This is a genomic window from Streptomyces sp. CMB-StM0423 (assembly GCF_002847285.1).
GTDB lineage: Bacteria > Actinomycetota > Actinomycetes > Streptomycetales > Streptomycetaceae > Streptomyces.
In genome coordinates, this window is record NZ_CP025407.1 from 3015940 (window position 1) to 3031996 (window position 16057).

The window sequence follows — 16057 nt, forward strand, 5'->3', positions numbered from 1 at the left end:
CCGTGCAGGGGGAATACGCGGAAGACGCCGCGCTGTCCGGCGCGGTGCACGCTGCCCAGCGTGGTGACGAGGCAGCGTTCCGCATCGTGTTCCGGACGGTGCACCCTCGCCTGCTCGGATACGTGCGCAGCCTCGTCGGCGACGGCGACGCGGAGGACGTGACCTCGGAGGCGTGGCTGCAGATCGCCCGCGACCTCGGCTCGTTCAGCGGTGACGCCGACCGCTTCCGCGGCTGGGCCGCCCGCATAGCGCGCAACCGGGCGCTCGACCACGTGCGGATGCGCTCCCGCAGGCCCGTCTCCGGCGGCGACGAGACCCAGCTCGCCGACCGGCCCGCGGACTCGGACACCGCGGAGGAGGCGATCGAGGCGCTGGGTACGGGCCGCACGATGGCCTTCATTGCACGGCTGCCCCGCGACTACGCCGAAGTCGTGGTGCTGCGCGTGATCATGGGACTGGACGCCAAGCGCACCGCCGAAGTCCTGGGCAAGAGCCCGGGCGCGGTCCGTACGGCGGCGCACCGCGGCCTCAAGCAGTTGACCGCGCTTATCGAGCGGCCGCAGGAAGAGGGGGACGTTCCGCCCGGGGAAGGGCAGCAGCCTGGCGGTGTGACGCAATCAGCCGCGCGGACGCTTAAGGAAATGTGATGGTGGACGACCGGTACGGCTGGCTCGACGAGGACGTCGCGGAGCGACTGCTTCGCGGAGAGCCGCTCGACTTCGCGGACGGCAACGGCCGGCGAGGGCGTAAGCGCTGGTCGCCGGAGGACCGGGCCGCCGCCGAGCGGCTGGCCGCCGTACTGGCGCGGGTGGCGGAGTCGGGCCGTCCGGGCAAGAACGGCCGGGTGCCGGGCGAACAGGCCGCGCTGGCGGCGTTCCGGGCGGCGCAGGAGAGCCCGAGCCCGGCGTCGGCCGCGGAGTTCGCCGCCGAGTCGCCGTTCGACGGGCGCCGCGGAAGGCGCCGTTCCGGCGTCGTGGAGCGGCTGCGGTCGCTGCGGCTGAGCGTCGTGGGCGCGGTGGCGGCGTGTGCGCTGGGAGGCGTCGCGGTGGCCTCCAGCGCGGGTGTGCTGCCCGCGCCGTCGTTCATCCAGGACACCGGGGGCAACCGGTCGCCGAGCGTGGGCGCCACGTCGTCGGCGGAGACCCCCGACGGCGAGAAGGAGGACGGCTCCGCCGCGGAGGGCGGCAAGGGGTCGGACAAGGACGGCAAGGACAAGGAGTCCGGCAAGGACGGCAAGGACCCCGGGGACGAGGGCCGCGGTGCGGACACGGACCTGCCGGGCCGCGGCGTCATCGGCGACGTACGCGGCAACGAGCCGCCGAACATGGCGAACGCGGACGCCGTCCTCGACGAGTTGTGCCGCGACTACCTCGCCGCGCAGGCCGGTACCGGCCCGATGCCGGGCCAGGGGCGGCTGCGCGTCCTGGAGCAGGCGGCCGGCTCGCCGGCGGCGATGTCGTCGTACTGCTCGAACCGGCTGGGCACGAGCGCGGGCACCCCCGGCGGCGCGACGGGCGGCGGCACGGGCGGCTCCTCCGGAGGCAGCACGGGCGGCGACTCGGAGGAGCCGACGAGCCCGAGCCCGTCGCCGACCGACCCGGGCACGGACCCGGGCGGGAGCACGGGCGGTTCCAGCGGCTCGGGCGGTTCCGGCGGGGAGACCGGCGGCGGAGACACCGACGGCGGCAGCGAGAGCGGCGGCAGCCAAGGGCCGCCCCAGGAAGGCCCGTCGCCGAATCCCGGCGTCAACGTCTCGGAGTCCCCGGCGCCCGAGCCCTCGGCCACCGCGACCGCCGCGGAGCCCGAGGAGTCCGCCGCCGGCTGACGCCGCGGCACCCCGCCCTTCGGCAAGTCGCCCGCCGGGGCGCCTTTTTATCCCGTTTCATCCGGAGCGGGCCAAGAATATTTGTGGCGGTCACCTGCCCGTACGGGATAAATGTGGGGGTGCTCACGTCAAACGTCCATGATGTCTGGCATGGTTGCAGTGATCTGTTCGATTCCGGGAGTGGCTGGGGCAGCGGCCTGACGGAGAGCGCGCGGGGGCGCGGGCACGGTGCACAGTGCCGCAGGCCGATCTCACGAGGCTCACAAGGTGGGGGATTACGACAGACCGGCTGCCGCACGGGCGGCGCCGGGACGCACGATTGCGGACGAGGACCTTCAGCCACTGGTCCACCGGGCGCAGAACGGCGACGAGACGGCGTTCACCGCGCTCTACCGGCGGCTCCAGCCGGTGCTGCTCGCGTATCTGCGCGGCGTGGTGGGCGACGACGCCGAGGACGTGGCCGCGGACGCCTGGCTGGTGATCGCGCGCGACCTCGGCAAGTTCCGCGGCGACGGCCCGTCGTTCCGGGGCTGGACGATCACCGTCGCCCGGCGCCGGGCGCTCGACCTGCTGCGCCGCGAACGCCGCCGCCCGCAGGGCGTGCTGCTCGACGAGGACGTCCACGACCTGCCCGCGGAGCGCGCGGCCGAGGAGCACGCGCTGGAGTCGCTGGGCACCCGGCAGGTCCTCAGGCTCATCTCCACGCTCCCCCGCGACCAGGCGGAGGCGGTGCTGCTGCGCACGGTGGCCGGGATGCGCGCCACCGACGCCGGTGAGGTGCTGGGCAAGCGGCCGGGCGCGGTGCGTACCGCCGCCCACCGCGGGCTGCGCCAGCTCGCCGAGCTGGTGACGTCCGCGGCCCGGCGGGAACGGAGCCTGGAGCGCGCGGCTTTCGCGGCGGGCGAGAGCGGCCCGCCGGCGGCGGAGCGGGAAGAGGGCTCGGAAGAGCAGTTGAAGCTGGGCCTGGGCGCCTGAGAGGTGCCGTACGCCCGTTGCCGTACGCGTTCCGGCGTACGGAATCCGTAGGCGGCTTCACGAGGGGGGAGTGGCGCGGGCGGTGCTGGGGGAACGCAACCCGCCCGCGCCATATGCGCTGAGCCGCAGGTACGGGGGGAACCCCGGCCGAGCGCTGGGCCGATGACCAGTCGGCACATCACTTACAGCGTCGTCGGCGGAGAAAGTGTCACAGCCACAGCTCAGCCCCTGCGTACGGCGCGTACGGCACCGCGGGTGCCGTACCGCCGCGCGCGCTCAGCCGTAGACGACCACCTTGTCGCCGACCCGGACGTCCCCGAAGAGCTTCGCGATCTTCGCCTCGTCGCGCACGTTCACGCAGCCGTGCGAGGCGCCGGCGTAGCCGTTGGCGGCGAAGTCCGCGGAGTAGTGGACGGCCTGGCCGCCGCTGAAGAACATCGCGTACGGCATGGGGGTGTCGTAGAGCGTGGAGACGTGGTGCCGGCTCTTGAGAAAGACCTCGAACGCGCCCTCGCGGGTCGGCGTGTACTGCGAGCCGAAGCGCACGTCCATCGCCGCCAGCACCTCGCCGTCCTTCATCCACCGCAGGGTGTCGCTGCGCTTGCTCACGCACAGCACCCGCCCCTCGTTGCAGCGCGGGTCGGGCTTCTCCATGGCCTGGGAGGTCGGCGGGTACAGCTCGTCGCGCGTGGGCTCGTCCGTACGGGCCAGCAGCCGCTCCCAGGTGACGACGTCGGTCTCGCCGGTGCGCGGCAGGCCGCGGTCCTCCTGGAACGCCGAGACGGCGTCGGCGGTGACCGGCCCGTAGTACGCGGTGGGGCTCTGGTGGAAGACGCCCTGGGCGCGCAGCCGCGCCTGGAGCTCCCGTACCTGCTCGGTCTCGTCGCCCACGGCCATCAGCACCTCGGGGCCCTCGGGCGTCGGCTCCGCTGTGGGCGTCCTGGTCGCGGACGCCTGCGCCTTGGGCTTCTCGGTCGGCTTCGCCGGCTTCGTCTCGGACGGCGTGGCCGACGGCTCCGCAGGCTTCTCGGACGGCGTGGGCGTGGTGCTCGACGTCGACGGCGACGGCGAACGGTCCCCGCCGCCGGCCGCGTCCGCCGAGGCGGAACACCCCGCCGCGAGCGCCGCACCGGCGGCCGCGAGCGCGACGGCCACGCGGATCGAACGGAGTTTCCTGTCAACGCTCACACGTGCTGGACGCAATTCGCCCACCCCCCCCCGGTTCCCTCCTGCAAGACGTCGAACAATTCTCTCCCCTGCCACGGCCGCTCCGGAACCCCGTAGCGCGCCGTTGCCTGCCGGACACCTTGCGTTTGCCACGATCCCCTGGAATGGCCCGTCGGCCCGGCGCGCGCCGCCGGACCGACCGTGATCGCCACTAGGAGGGTTGGGTGTGCGCATGAACGCCGTCGGCAAGGGGCTCAAGCGGCGCGGCAAGCTGATGGCACAGGCGCTCGGCCCACCCCGGCGCGCCCCCCGGTCCGCCACCGCGCCCGCGCGCACCGCCGCTTCGCGGGAGTACACGGCGCCGCGCGCCCCGCGCCTCGTCGAGTCCCCGGTCTTCGTGCTGTCGTCCGTACGCTCCGGGTCCACCCTGCTGCGCGTGCTCCTCAACAGCCACCCCGAGATCCGCGCCCCGCACGAGATGCACCTGCGCACACTGCGCGTCGACCTCACCCGCCCGTACAGCGCCAGGGCCATGGAGGGGCTTGAGCTGGACCGCCGCGAGCTGGAACACGTGCTGTGGGACCGGGTGCTGCACATGGAACTGGAGCGCAGCGGCAAGCGGGTCATCGTCGACAAGACCCCCGCCAACGCGCTCATCCGCGACCGCCTCGGCGACTGCTGGCCCGATGCCCGCTTCCTCGTCCTGCTGCGCCACCCCGGCGCCGTCGTCTCCTCCCTCGTCAACCGCCGCAAGGAGCCGGACCTCGACGCCATCCACACCGAGGTCCTCGACTACGGCGAGGCCCTGGAGGCCGCGCGTACGGAACTGGGCGCGGCGGGGCACGTACTGCGCTACGAGGAGCTGACCGCAGAACCGGCCGCGACCACCCGCGGCATCTGTGACTTCCTCGGCGTCGAGTGGGCCCCGGGGATGCTCGACTACGGCGCGCACGACCACGGCACCTTCCGGCCGCACATGGGCGACTGGAGCAGCAACATCAAGTCGGGCCGCATCCAGCCCGCGCGCGCGGGCGACCACGACGCCGGGCTGAGCGGGCGGCTCGCGGAGCTGGCGGAGCTGTGGGGGTACCGGCACGCCGGGTAGGCGGCGCGAGGTCCCGGCGCGAGGTCCCGGCCCGTTGTCACCGACGGAGCGTAGGCTCGTGACTACGGTCCGTACAGGGCACGGAAGGCTGGGAAAGGCTGGGATCACATGGCGCGCCACTCGGAGTCCGGGCTGCCCATCGAGCCGGTGTACGGGCCCGAGGCCCTGGCCGGCTGGCACCCCGACGTCCGGCTCGGGGAGCCGGGGGCGTACCCGTACACGCGCGGCGTCTATCCCACGATGTACACCGGCCGGCCGTGGACGATGCGCCAGTACGCGGGCTTCGGCACGGCCGCCGAGTCCAACGCCCGCTACCGCGGCCTGATCGCCCACGGCACGACCGGACTGTCCGTCGCCTTCGACCTGCCGACGCAGATGGGCCACGACTCCGACGCGGTCCTCGCGCACGGCGAGGTGGGCAAGGTCGGCGTCGCGATCGATTCGCTGGACGACATGCGGGTGCTCTTCGACGGCATCCCGCTGGACCGGGTGTCCACGTCGATGACCATCAACGCCCCTGCCGCGCTGCTGCTCCTGCTCTACCAGTTGGTCGCCGAGGAACAGGGGGTCCCGGCGGCCCGGCTCACCGGCACGATCCAGAACGACGTGCTGAAGGAGTACATCGCGCGCGGCACGTACATCTTCCCGCCTAAGCCGTCGCTGCGGCTGATCGCCGACATCTTCCGGTACTGCCGCGCCGAGATCCCGAAGTGGAACACCATCTCGATCTCCGGCTACCACATGGCGGAGGCGGGCGCCTCGCCCGCGCAGGAGGTCGCCTTCACGCTCGCCGACGGCATCGAGTACGTGCGCACCGCCGTCGCCGCCGGCATGGGCGTGGACGACTTCGCGCCCAGGCTGTCGTTCTTCTTCGTCTCCCGCACCACGATCCTGGAAGAGGTCGCCAAGTTCCGCGCCGCGCGCCGCATCTGGGCGCGGGTGATGCGCGAGGAGTTCGGCGCGCGCAACCCCAAGTCGCTGATGCTGCGGTTCCACACCCAGACCGCGGGCGTCCAGCTCACCGCCCAGCAGCCGGAGGTGAACCTCGCCCGCGTCACGGTCCAGGCCCTGGCGGCGGTCCTCGGCGGCACGCAGTCGCTGCACACCAACTCCTTCGACGAGGCCATCGCGCTCCCCACCGACAAGGCGGCGCGGCTCGCGCTGCGCACCCAGCAGGTGCTGGCGTACGAGACGGACGTGACCGCGACGGTCGACCCCTTCGCCGGGTCGTACGTGGTGGAGACGATGACCGACGACCTGGAGGCGGCGGCGGTGGACCTGATGCGGCGGGTCGAGGACCAGGGCGGCGCGGTCAGCGCGATCGAGAACGGCTTCCAGAAGGGCGAGATCGAGCGGAGCGCGTACCGGATCGCGCAGGAGACGGAGGCGGGCGAACGGGTCGTGGTGGGCGTCAACCGCTACCAGTTGGCGGCGGAGGAGCCGTACGAGCCGCTGCGCGTCGACCCGGCGATCGAGACCCGGCAGGTGGAGCGGCTGGCCCGGCTGCGAGCCGCCCGCGACGGGGGCGCGGTGGCCGGGGCACTGGCGGAGCTGCGGACGGCGGCGGAGGGGACGGGGAACGTGCTGTATCCGATGAAGACGGCACTGGCGGCGCGGGCGACAGTGGGAGAGGTGTGCGACGCGCTACGGGGGGTGTGGGGGACGTACGAGCCGGTGGACGCGTTTTAGGGGGCGGCGAGGGCGCTGTGGCGGGTCAGTGCCGTGAGTCGGCGAGTGCGGCAAGCTCGGCGTTGGCGCGCTCGTGGACGAGCGCGAGGACGCGGCCGGCGGCGGCCAGATCCTCGGCGGCGATGCCGCCCCAGATGCGCGCGGAGAAGGGGGCGGTCTCCGCACCGACGGCGGCGAGCAACTCGCGCCCGGCGTCGGTGGGGCGGAAGTGCGGGGTATCGGCGGCGAGGAGTTCCTTGGCCACCAGTTCGTCGAGCGTGGCGCGGATGGCGGCCGGGTCGGCCTTGAGGGAGCCCCGTACCCGGGCGACGAGGTCGTCGGCGGTCTGCGGGGCGTCGGCGGTGACGGCGGCGCGGAGGGCGATCTGCTGCTGGAACGTGACGCCGTGGCGGGCGAGGACGTGCTCCAGGACCCCGCGGGCGGCGTAGTGGGCCAGGGCGAGGGCACGGGCGTTGGCGGCGGGTGCGCTGGTGGTCATGGTCATGTCCCCTGGGTCGTCGGGTCGTTCGGCAGAAGGGGGGCGAGAGGTACGTCGAGCAGGGCCAGCAGCTCGTCGGTGAACGCACTGGTCCGCGGGGCGTCGAGCCCGCCGAGCGGCTCCAGCAACTGGTCGGCCAGCTCCCGGACCACCACGACGGCCTCCCGCGTCACGGCGAGACCGGACTCGGTGAGGGCGAGCCGCATGGCACGGGGGTCGCGGGGATCGCGGGTGCGCTCGATCACCCCGTCGGCTTCGAGGGCGCGCGCCAGCTTGGAGACGTACAGCGCCTCCATACCGGTGTGGTCGGCGAGCTGCCGCTGACTGGGCCGCTCGCCGGCGTGCTGCATGCCGTAGAGGGAGCCGACGAGCGCGTACTTCGCGTGGGTGAGGTCCAGCGGCGCCAGCGCGCGGTCGACGGCGACGCGCCACTTGTTGGCGAGCCGCCAGACCAGGAAACCGGGCGTGGGACCGGGTGGACCTGCACTCATACTGGATAGAGTACATGGCGACTATGTCCATGGCTGCTATTTCTGCGGGTCAGGGGGTGGGGTTGGGGTGGTGGTGCTCTTCGGGCGGGGTGGCCAGACTGGGTGGGTGGTGTCCCGCGCGGTCTCTCCTCCGGCCCTCCGGGCCGTGCTCTTCGACTCGGGCGGCGTTCTGATGCGGCCCGTCGGCGGGCGGTGGAATCCGCGCGCCGACTTCGAGCAGACCGTCCTCGCCCATGCCCCGTCCCTCACGGCTCAGGAGTTCGCCGCGGCCATCGCCGCGGGCGACCGCTTCTTCGCCGCCTCGTCCCCGACGCCCGATCCCGACGACTACCACCGGGCGGTGCTCCGCCACCTCGGCGTCGCCCCGACCGCGCAACTCCTCGCCGACCTCCGCCGCGACGTGCACCCGTCGGCGCTCCTGGAGACGTACCCGGACGTCGAGAGGACCCTGGTCGAGCTGAGCCGGCGGGGTGTGCGGATGGCCGTGGTGTCGGACGCCTGGCCCAACCTGCCCGCGTTGCATGCCGGACTCGGGATCGGCCGGTTCTTCGAGGTGTATGCCATCTCCGCCGTCCTGGGCTGCAACAAACCCGACCCGCGCATGTACCGCCACGCCAGCACCGCGCTGGGCCTCCCGCCCGGGGAGTGCGTGCCTGTTCGTGGACGACGACCCGGAGCTGGTCGCCGCGGCGATCCGGCTCGGGTACGCGGGACGTGCGCTGTGCCGGGACGGGACCGCCTCGGCTGTGCCCGCCGTCAGCTCCCTGACGGAACTGCTGGATCTCTTCTGACACCCCGGGGTGGTCCGGCTACGGAGCTGCCGCCTCCAGGTCCATCACCGTTCCCGACATGATCGTCCGTACGTGCGCGGTGATGTGCTCCACGGGCCAGTCCCACCACGCCACCGCGAGGAGCCGGGCGACGTCCGCCGCCTCGTAGCGCGTGCGGATGAGTCGGGCCGGGTTACCGCCGACGATGCCGTAGTCGGGAACGTCTCCCGTGACGACGGCGCCGGCGGCGATGATCGCCCCGTGGCCGATCCGTACGCCGGGCATGACCGTGGCGCCGTGCCCGAACCACACGTCGTTGCCGACGACGGTGTCGCCCCGGCCCGGCAGGCCGGTGATCAGGTCGAAGTGCTCGGCCCAGGAGCCGCCCATGGTGGGGAAGGGGAACGTGGACGGGCCGTCCATGCGGTGGTTGGCGCCGTTCATGATGAACCGCGTGCCGGTCCCCAGCGCGCAGTACTTGCCGATGACCAGCCGCTCGGGCCCGTAGTGATACAGCACGTTGCGCGTCTCGAACGCGGTCGGATCGTCGGGGTCGTCGTAGTACGAGAAGTCGCCGGCCTCGATCAGGGGCGAGGAAAGCAGGGGTTTGAGGAGGACGACGCGCGGATGCTCGGGCATCGGGTGCAGGAGGGTGGGGTCGGCGGGGAGGGCGGGGGCGGGCGGCATGGGGAGGCGGTTCCTCTCGGGCGTGTTACTAGTGCGACAACTGTAGCTTTAAGATGGTCACGCATCCCCGGCACGTCGATCAACCGGATTCTGGACTCCTGATGACAGACCCCCAGGCCACGACATCGGACCGCCGCCCCGGCGGTCGCACCGCCCGCATCCGCGCGCAGGTCCTCGCGGCGGTACGGGCCGAACTCGCGGAGAGGGGCCACGAAGGACTCACGATGGAGGGCGTCGCCACGCGCGCGGGCGTCCACCGCGCGACGGTCTACCGGCGCTGGGGTGATGTGGGCGGCTTGCTGGTCGACGTCATCGACGCGGCCGGGGAGATCGACTGGCACCCACCGGACACCGGTTCGCTGCGCGGCGACCTGACGGCGCTGAACGAGGAGATCCAGGAGTCGCTGGTCGTGCGGCCGTCGTTCGCCGTTGCCCTGATGGCCGCGTCGTTCCACTCCGAACGGGCCGCGCGGGCGCAGTCGCGGTTGTGGGAGGAGCGGTACGCGCAGTGCGAGATCGTGGTGACCCGGGCGGGCGACCGGGGTGAACTCCCGGCGGGGCGGACGGATGCGCGGGCGGTGCTGATGTCCGCGACGGCGCCGGTGTACCACCACGCGGTGCTGCTACGGGCGGCCCCGGACCCGCGATTGCCGGAGCGGTCGGCAACGGCGGCGGTAGCGGCGGCGGAGGCGGGGGCGTTTCTGGTGCGGGGGATGGGGGGTGGGTGATCTGGCTCTCGGGTCGCGGCCTGCCGTCGGGGGCTCCGGTCCGGGGCTCCCGCCGGGGCTCGGGTCCGGGGCTCGCGTCGGGGCTCGGGTCCGGGGCTCCCGCCGGGGCTCGGGTCCGGGGCTCGCGTCGGGGGCTCAGGTCCGGGGCTCCCGTCGGGGGCTCAGGTCCGGGGCTCCCGTCGGGGGCTCAGGTCGTGGGTTGCCGAGGCGGGCTCCCGTCGCGCGCTCCCCTCACGTCCGCCCAAGGGTATGCGCCTGCTCTGACAGCGCGGGGGTAGCGGGGCGTTGAGCTGGTACGTCGTGGGGGTGGGACCGGATGCGGGGGTACGGTGCCGGGTTGGCGGTGGTGCGTGGGGTGGGCCGGTTCCGGGGGTGGCGGCGAGGGGAGTGGCCGTGTCGTAAAGGCTCCCCCCGGGCCACCCCGCTGTTGAGTGTGCGGGCCTGCGTCCGGTGTCAAGGGCGCTCCTCTCCGCTTCGCTGCGAGGAGCGTCGCTTCGCGATGGGGCTTCGCCCCACCCCTGACACCGGACTCCGGCCCGAAAGACCGGCGGCTATGGGTGGCCCGGAGGGAGCGGGCACCCTAACACTGCGCTACGAAGGCGGAGCCCCGCGGACGGGGTGCCGGACTGCCGGGCGCCGGGCCCTCCCCGCTCGCCGAGGTCCCGGCCGACGTCAGGCGGAGGCGGGGCGGCGCTGATCGCGGGCCTCCCGGCGGACGGGGCGGGCTGCCCGGTGCCAGGTCTGTCCCGATCACCGATACCCCGCCGGACGGGGGCGGAGGCCGGAGGCGGGCCACCCTGTTCGCGGGTGCCCGCGGTGGACGGGGGGCCGGGCGCCGGGAGCGGGGCCGGCTCCGATCGCGGACGTCCCGGCAGCCGGGGCCCGGGCGCCGGAGGCGGGCCTGCCCGGATCGCAGGTCCCCCGGCGGGGGCGAGCTCGCGGATCCGGGTTCACCTCTGCCACCGATGCCCCGGCCGGGCCGGGCGAACGACTTCGCCGGGTGGGCGTCGCCCACGTCGACCGAACAGTGCGTGCGTGCCGACGGGCGAAACTCGGGTCCCGGGGGCGGTTTGTCCAGGTTCATTGGGGGCGTTATCGCGACTTCTGCTCGGTTTCCTGCGTTGGGAGTGGCCTGGGGTGCCGTCCGGCCTGCCCGTGTCCCATGAGTGCGCGCGGGTGGGCGAAAGTCTGGCCTTGCGGGCGATTTGCGTCGGCTTTGGGGGCGGGCTCTCGCGAATCCATCCCGGTCGCGTTCATTCGCAGCCACCTGGGGCCCGTTCACGGACCCCAGGTGCGCGAAAGTCGGCCTTGGTGGGCGTTTTGGGCCGATTTCGGGGCTGGGTTACCGCGAGTTCGCCTCCGCGGCACGCATTCCGCGCGGCCCGGGTGGGCAGGTCCGCCTCCGGCACCCCGGCCCCCGTCTGCCGGGGCGTCCGCGGTCGGAGCCGGCTCAACTCCCGGCGCCCGTCCCCCGTCCACCGCGGGCACCCGCGAACAGGGCAGCCCCGCCCCGGCCTCCGCCCCACGTCCGCCGAGGGCATCCGCGATCGGACCCGACCGCCCCCGGCCTCCGCCCCCGTCCACCCAGGGCATCGGCGCTCGGTACAGCCTCGCTCCCGGCAGTCCGGCACCCCGTCCGCCGGGGACCGCCTTCGTAGCGCAGCATGAGGGTGCCCGCTCCCTCCGGGCCACCCATAGCCGCCGGTCTTTTACGGGCCGGAGTCCGGTGTCAAGGGTGGGGCGAAGCCCCATCGCGAAGCGACGCTCCTCGCAGCGAAGCGGAGAGGAGCGCCCTTGACACCGGACGCAGGCCCGCACACTCAACAGCGGGGTGGCCCGGGGGGAGCCTTTACGACACGGCCACTCCCCTCACCGACACCCCCGCACACCGTTGGCTAACGGTGCAGGCGGCGTCGGAACCGCATGGGGTCAGGCGGAGAGTTCGCCTGCCTTGACGGAGGCGAGAAACGCCGTCCAGGCGGCGGGGGTGAAGGTGAGCTGCGGGCCCTCGGGGTCCTTGGAGTCACGCACCGGGATCGCCATCGGGGTTGTCTTGACCTCGATGCAGTCGCCGCCGTTGGCCGCGCTGTAGCTGCTCTTGCGCCACGCGATGGCCATGATGCCGGTATCCCTCCATGAACTCGCCGATCAGAGCGGCGGATTCGGGGGCGGACAGAGAGTCGGCCCTGAGCACATCACAGGTCTGCGAGTGGCGCGCATAGACCTTCGGATCATCGGTCAGATGCCCATGCTCCAACGACTCCGAATAGACCCAGTCCTGCCCTTCCGGCAGGTTGATCAGGGACATGGAGGTCGCGGGACGGCGCATGCCTGGGGAGCACGAAGGGACGATCTGGATACGGATGTTGGTGCGTTGCCCTGCGTCGGGCAGGTGGGCACACTGACCTTGCATGATCTCCGGCCCGCCGATCATCGTCCGCAGACAGCTCTGGCCCCGCCCTCTCCCACCGCGTTCCGTCGGCTCATCCGCCAGACTCCCTACGCTCCGGGCTCAATCAACCACTCACCGTAGTCAATCGGTCCGACGATAGCGCCGCAAGTTGTCCAACTGCTCACCCGCGCAAGAAGCCCGGCGCTAGTCCACAGACCCCGCGTCCAGGAGCGCTGCCGCCGTGAAGAGTTCCACTCCCACCCGGATCGCCCCCTCGTCCACGTCGAAGTCCCCCTGGTGCAGGTCCCGCGGCAGCCCCGTCTCCCCCACCGACCGCACGCCCAGCCGCGCCAGCGCGCCCGGGACGTGCTCCAGGTACCAGGAGAAGTCCTCCCCGCCCAGGCTCTGTTCCGTCGTCTCCACCGACTCCGCTCCCCGCCGCGACGCCATCGCGTTGGCCAGCAGCGCCGTCGTCGCCGGTTCGTTGACCACCGGCGGGACCCCGCGGACGTACGTGATCGCCGACTTCGCCCGGTGCATCGACGCGACCTCGTCGACCGCCGCGTGCACCAGGTCCGGAGCCCGGCGCCACGTGTCCAGGTCCAGGCAGCGCACCGTGCCCGACAGCTCCGCGTGCTGCGGCACCACGTTGCAGGCGTGGCCCGCCTGGAGGCGGCCGAACGTGACCGCCAGGCCCGCGCGCGCGTCCACCCGGCGGCCGAGCAGTGCCGGTACGTCGGTTGCCACCCTCGCGGCCGCCGTGACCAGGTCGGTGGTCAGGTGCGGGCGCGCCGTGTGACCGCCGGGGCCGTCGAGCGAGATCTCCAGACGGTCGCACGCGGACGTGATCGCCCCTTGGCGCAGGCCGATCCTGCCCACGTCCACCCGCGGGTCGCAGTGCACGCCGATGATCCGGCCCACCCCGTCGAGCACCCCGGCCTCGATCGCGTCCGTGGCGCCGCCCGGCAGCACTTCCTCCGCCGGCTGGAAGATCAGCCGTACCGGATGCGGCAGCATCCCCTCGCGGGCCAGTCCTGCGAGGATGATGCCCGCGCCGAGGACGACCACCGTGTGGACGTCGTGGCCGCAGGCGTGGGCGCGGTCCGGGACGGCGGAGCGGTACGGCACCGTCTTGGTGTCCGGGATCGGCAGCGCGTCGATGTCGGCGCGCAACGCCAGCATCGGGCCGGGCGGCGTCCCGCCCTCCTCGACCCCGATGTCGCAGATCAGCCCGGTCCCCGCGGGGAGCACCCGCGGGGCGAGGCCCTCCGCCTCCAGCCGCTCCTTGATCGCGGCGGTGGTACGGAACTCCTGGTTGCCCAGCTCCGGGTGCATGTGCAAGTCCCGCCGGAACGCGATGAGTTCGGCATTCAGCGCCGCCGGGAGTGTCCCGGGCAGCAGCGCGTCGGGGCCGGACTCGGGCTCTGCGTCACGGGACATCAGTCGGTTCACACTCTGAAGAGTACGGGGATCACCGGGGCTACCGAGAAGGGATCAACAAAATTTCAGCCCCGCGGGTGCATGACCGGCGTGCGCGGTGGGTACACTCCGGCGCTCGCGCGGCCCGCTCCCCCGTTCAACCGGCATCCGGCTCCCCGTTCACCCCGTATCCGGCCCCCGTTCCCCGTATCCGGCTCCCCCCGTCCCCCGGTAGAACCGGCGCTTCACACCGACGCACAACGGGCGTCTCACACCGACGCCGCCGGCGCCCCCGACCACCCCGTCGCCGTCGCCGGACCCACCGGCAGCCCGTCGACCCCGCGCCGCTCCCGGGCCGCCCCCGCCACCGACGACAGGAAGCCCTGCGCCCGCGGCGACGCCGTCTCCGTCAGCCAGCTCGGGTCGACCTCGCAGACCGCCACCTTCACGCCCGTACCGGCCAGCGCCAGCGGCAGCGTGTGCACCACCGTCGACGGGAAGCTGACGATCGTGCGGCCTATCGGGCCGCGGCGGGCGACGATCTCCAGCGGCAGGTCGGGGCGGACGATCTCCAGACCGGTGTGCGCGTGGAGCTGGTGGAGCTTGTCCGCCCGCTCCCTGCGGTGCGCGAAGTAGCGCGTGACGCCGTACGCCTTGGTGAGCGACGCCACCGCCTCCAGATACCGGTCGTGGTCGACGACACCGGTCTCCACCAGCGACGTGCCGACGAGGTCCGTCGCCGTGCCGACGCTCGGCGGGCCGAAGCGGGAGCGGGTCCAGGCGAACTCGTTCGCCGTGACCTTCAGCCCGGAGGGCGGGTCCACCACCGGCATGGAGGTGAACACCTCCACCCGCGTGCCCGACGCCCCGCTGCCCGCCGGCGTCAGCCGGCGCCGCGCCGCGCTCGCGACCGGCGCGAAGAGCATCCCCCGCGCCCCGCCGCTGCGCCCGCTGCGGTGCCAGCGGACGAACCGCTCCCCCCGCGACAGTTGCGCCGTGAACTCCATCGTCGCCGTGCCGTCGTCCACGACGACGACCTCCCGCGCCTTGACGACGGTCAGCAGCGTCTGCACGTACCGCGAGAACGGGTCGCCCAGCACCACCCGGCGCGCCCGCCGCAGCGGGCGGGCCAGGCTCGTCAGGGTGCGCAGCGGGCCCGCGCCGCCGCGTGCCTCCTGCCAGCGGACGTCCAGCCCGTCGTCTATCGCCAGCTCCGCCATCCGGCGCAACTGGCCGCGCGAAAGCGGCTCGGTGGGGGGCAGCACGACCACCGTCAACGGTATGACGGTGCCGCCCTGGTACGCCCACTCCAGCACGTTGAGCAACTGGACCGGGCTCTCCACCAGGGCGACGGTCGTGCCGCCGGCGCCGTCTCCGGTCATACGCCGACAGGCTCCTTCTCGACTCCCGCCTCGTCGGCCGACTCGGCGGCCTCCGCGACGACTCCCTTGACCCGGCGCAGCTTCTTCATCGGCGCCAGCTCGCTGTCGTAGACCTTCTTCACGCCGTCGCCCAGCGACTCCTCGACCACGCGGATGTCGCGTACGAGCCGCGCCAGGCCCTGCGGCTCGACCGAGGCGGCCTGGTCGGAGCCCCACATCGCGCGGTCCAGCGTGATGTGCCGCTCGACGAAGACGGCGCCCAGGGCGACCGCGGCGAGCGAGGTCTGCAGGCCCGTCTCGTGGCCGGAGTAGCCGATCGGCACGTTCGGGAACTCGGCCTGCAGCGTGTGGATCATGCGCAGGTTCAGCTCCTCGGCCTTCGCCGGGTACGTGCTGGTGGCGTGGCAGAGCAGGATGTTGTCACTGCCCAGCACCTCGACCGCGTGCCGGATCTGCTTCGGGGTCGACATGCCGGTGGACAGGACCACCGTGCGGCCGGTGGCGCGCATGGCGCGCAGCAGTTCGTCGTCGGTCAGCGAGGCGGAGGCGACCTTGTGGGCCGGCACGTCGAACTTCTCCAGGAAGGCGACGGCCTCGGGGTCCCAGGGGGAGGCGAACCAGTGGATGCCGCGCTCCTTGCAGTGCGCGTCGATCGCCCGGTACTCCTCCTCGCCGAACTCGACCCGGTGCCGGTAGTCGATGTACGTCATCCGGCCCCAGGGGGTGTCGCGCTCGATGTCCCACTGGTCGCGGGGGGTGCAGATCTCGGGCGTGCGCTTCTGGAACTTCACCGCGTCGCAGCCCGCCTCGACGGCGGCGTCGACCAGCGCGAGCGCGTTGTCGAGGTCGCCGTTGTGGTTGATGCCGATCTCACCCGTGACGTAGACCGGCCGGCCGGGGCCGACGACGCGGTCGCCAAAGGTGCGGAAACGCTGGGTGGAGCTCATGC

At 73.1% G+C, this 16057-nt stretch carries 16 protein-coding genes; 7 read left to right on the forward strand and 9 right to left on the reverse strand.

Annotated features, from left to right (window positions below; translation table 11 throughout):
* Positions 1–2: 2 nt before the first annotated feature.
* The 3 genes from CXR04_RS12745 to CXR04_RS12755 all read left to right on the forward strand — a co-directional run bounded on the left by CXR04_RS12745 (position 3) and on the right by CXR04_RS12755 (position 2800).
* Positions 3–647 (forward strand): RNA polymerase sigma factor, encoded by a 645-nt coding sequence (locus tag CXR04_RS12745; RefSeq protein ID WP_047017683.1) that lies wholly within the window; start codon positions 3–5, stop codon positions 645–647.
* Complete coding sequence (locus CXR04_RS12750; RefSeq protein WP_101422044.1) at positions 647–1825, forward strand: hypothetical protein; 1179 nt, start codon at positions 647–649, stop codon at positions 1823–1825. Before CXR04_RS12745 ends, CXR04_RS12750 begins: the two co-directional genes overlap by 1 nt.
* A 267-nt stretch (positions 1826–2092) precedes the next feature.
* Positions 2093–2800, forward strand: coding sequence for an RNA polymerase sigma factor (locus tag CXR04_RS12755; protein ID WP_234380202.1), 708 nt, complete (start codon positions 2093–2095; stop codon positions 2798–2800).
* A gap of 276 nt (positions 2801–3076) precedes the next feature.
* Here CXR04_RS12755 and CXR04_RS12760 read toward each other — a convergent pair whose 3' ends face one another.
* Complete coding sequence (locus CXR04_RS12760) at positions 3077–3955, reverse strand: L,D-transpeptidase family protein (RefSeq protein ID WP_234380203.1); 879 nt, start codon at positions 3953–3955, stop codon at positions 3077–3079.
* A gap of 244 nt (positions 3956–4199) precedes the next feature.
* Between CXR04_RS12760 and CXR04_RS12770 the strand changes: the two genes are divergently transcribed.
* The gene (locus tag CXR04_RS12770; RefSeq protein WP_101422049.1) at positions 4200–5072 is read left to right on the forward strand and encodes a sulfotransferase family protein; all 873 of its coding nucleotides are present in this window, start codon (positions 4200–4202) and stop codon (positions 5070–5072) included.
* A gap of 108 nt (positions 5073–5180) precedes the next feature.
* Entirely contained in the window at positions 5181–6761 is a 1581-nt protein-coding gene (locus tag CXR04_RS12775) for an acyl-CoA mutase large subunit family protein (RefSeq protein WP_101422051.1), read from the forward strand.
* A 25-nt stretch (positions 6762–6786) separates the two neighbouring features.
* Here the strand turns inward: CXR04_RS12775 and CXR04_RS12780 are convergent, their stop codons facing one another.
* Together CXR04_RS12780 and CXR04_RS12785 are read right to left on the reverse strand one after the other, a co-directional pair.
* Positions 6787–7239: a MarR family transcriptional regulator gene (locus CXR04_RS12780; RefSeq protein WP_101422053.1), complete on the reverse strand. Its 453-nt coding sequence runs from the start codon at positions 7237–7239 to the stop codon at positions 6787–6789.
* 2 nt (positions 7240–7241) lie between these two features.
* Positions 7242–7730 (reverse strand): MarR family winged helix-turn-helix transcriptional regulator, encoded by a 489-nt coding sequence (locus CXR04_RS12785; RefSeq protein WP_101422055.1) that lies wholly within the window; start codon positions 7728–7730, stop codon positions 7242–7244.
* Positions 7731–7836: 106 nt separating this feature from the next.
* Between CXR04_RS12785 and CXR04_RS12790 the strand changes: the two genes are divergently transcribed.
* Positions 7837–8583: an HAD family hydrolase gene (locus tag CXR04_RS12790; protein ID WP_234380204.1), complete on the forward strand. Its 747-nt coding sequence runs from the start codon at positions 7837–7839 to the stop codon at positions 8581–8583.
* Here CXR04_RS12790 and CXR04_RS12795 read toward each other — a convergent pair.
* Positions 8540–9187: a CatB-related O-acetyltransferase gene (locus CXR04_RS12795; protein WP_101422057.1), complete on the reverse strand. Its 648-nt coding sequence runs from the start codon at positions 9185–9187 to the stop codon at positions 8540–8542. The two genes, CXR04_RS12790 and CXR04_RS12795, sit on opposite strands and share 44 nt — an antisense overlap.
* A gap of 101 nt (positions 9188–9288) precedes the next feature.
* Here CXR04_RS12795 and CXR04_RS12800 point away from each other — a divergent pair, with 101 nt between their 5' ends.
* Positions 9289–9915 carry a TetR/AcrR family transcriptional regulator gene (locus CXR04_RS12800; protein WP_101422059.1) on the forward strand — a complete coding sequence of 209 codons (627 nt, stop codon included), beginning with the start codon at positions 9289–9291 and terminating at the stop codon, positions 9913–9915.
* A 1929-nt stretch (positions 9916–11844) separates the two neighbouring features.
* On the opposite strand, the gene CXR04_RS12805 is transcribed toward CXR04_RS12800, so the two are convergent.
* From CXR04_RS12805 to CXR04_RS12820, 5 genes are all read right to left on the reverse strand, one after another.
* Positions 11845–12027 (reverse strand): DUF397 domain-containing protein, encoded by a 183-nt coding sequence (locus CXR04_RS12805; protein WP_234380754.1) that lies wholly within the window; start codon positions 12025–12027, stop codon positions 11845–11847.
* Positions 11939–12349 carry a Scr1 family TA system antitoxin-like transcriptional regulator gene (locus CXR04_RS35795; protein ID WP_442802373.1) on the reverse strand — a complete coding sequence of 137 codons (411 nt, stop codon included), beginning with the start codon at positions 12347–12349 and terminating at the stop codon, positions 11939–11941. The genes CXR04_RS12805 and CXR04_RS35795 overlap by 89 nt, the downstream gene beginning before the upstream one ends.
* 162 nt (positions 12350–12511) lie before the next feature.
* On the reverse strand, positions 12512–13747 hold the full coding sequence (locus CXR04_RS12810) for an amidohydrolase (protein ID WP_101422063.1): 1236 nt from the start codon (positions 13745–13747) through the stop codon (positions 12512–12514).
* A gap of 248 nt (positions 13748–13995) precedes the next feature.
* On the reverse strand, positions 13996–15108 hold the full coding sequence (locus tag CXR04_RS12815) for a hypothetical protein (RefSeq protein ID WP_101422065.1): 1113 nt from the start codon (positions 15106–15108) through the stop codon (positions 13996–13998).
* The gene (locus CXR04_RS12820) at positions 15105–16055 is read right to left on the reverse strand and encodes an N-acetylneuraminate synthase family protein (protein ID WP_101422067.1); all 951 of its coding nucleotides are present in this window, start codon (positions 16053–16055) and stop codon (positions 15105–15107) included. Before CXR04_RS12820 ends, CXR04_RS12815 begins: the two co-directional genes overlap by 4 nt.
* Between the last annotated feature and the right edge of the window lie 2 nt (positions 16056–16057).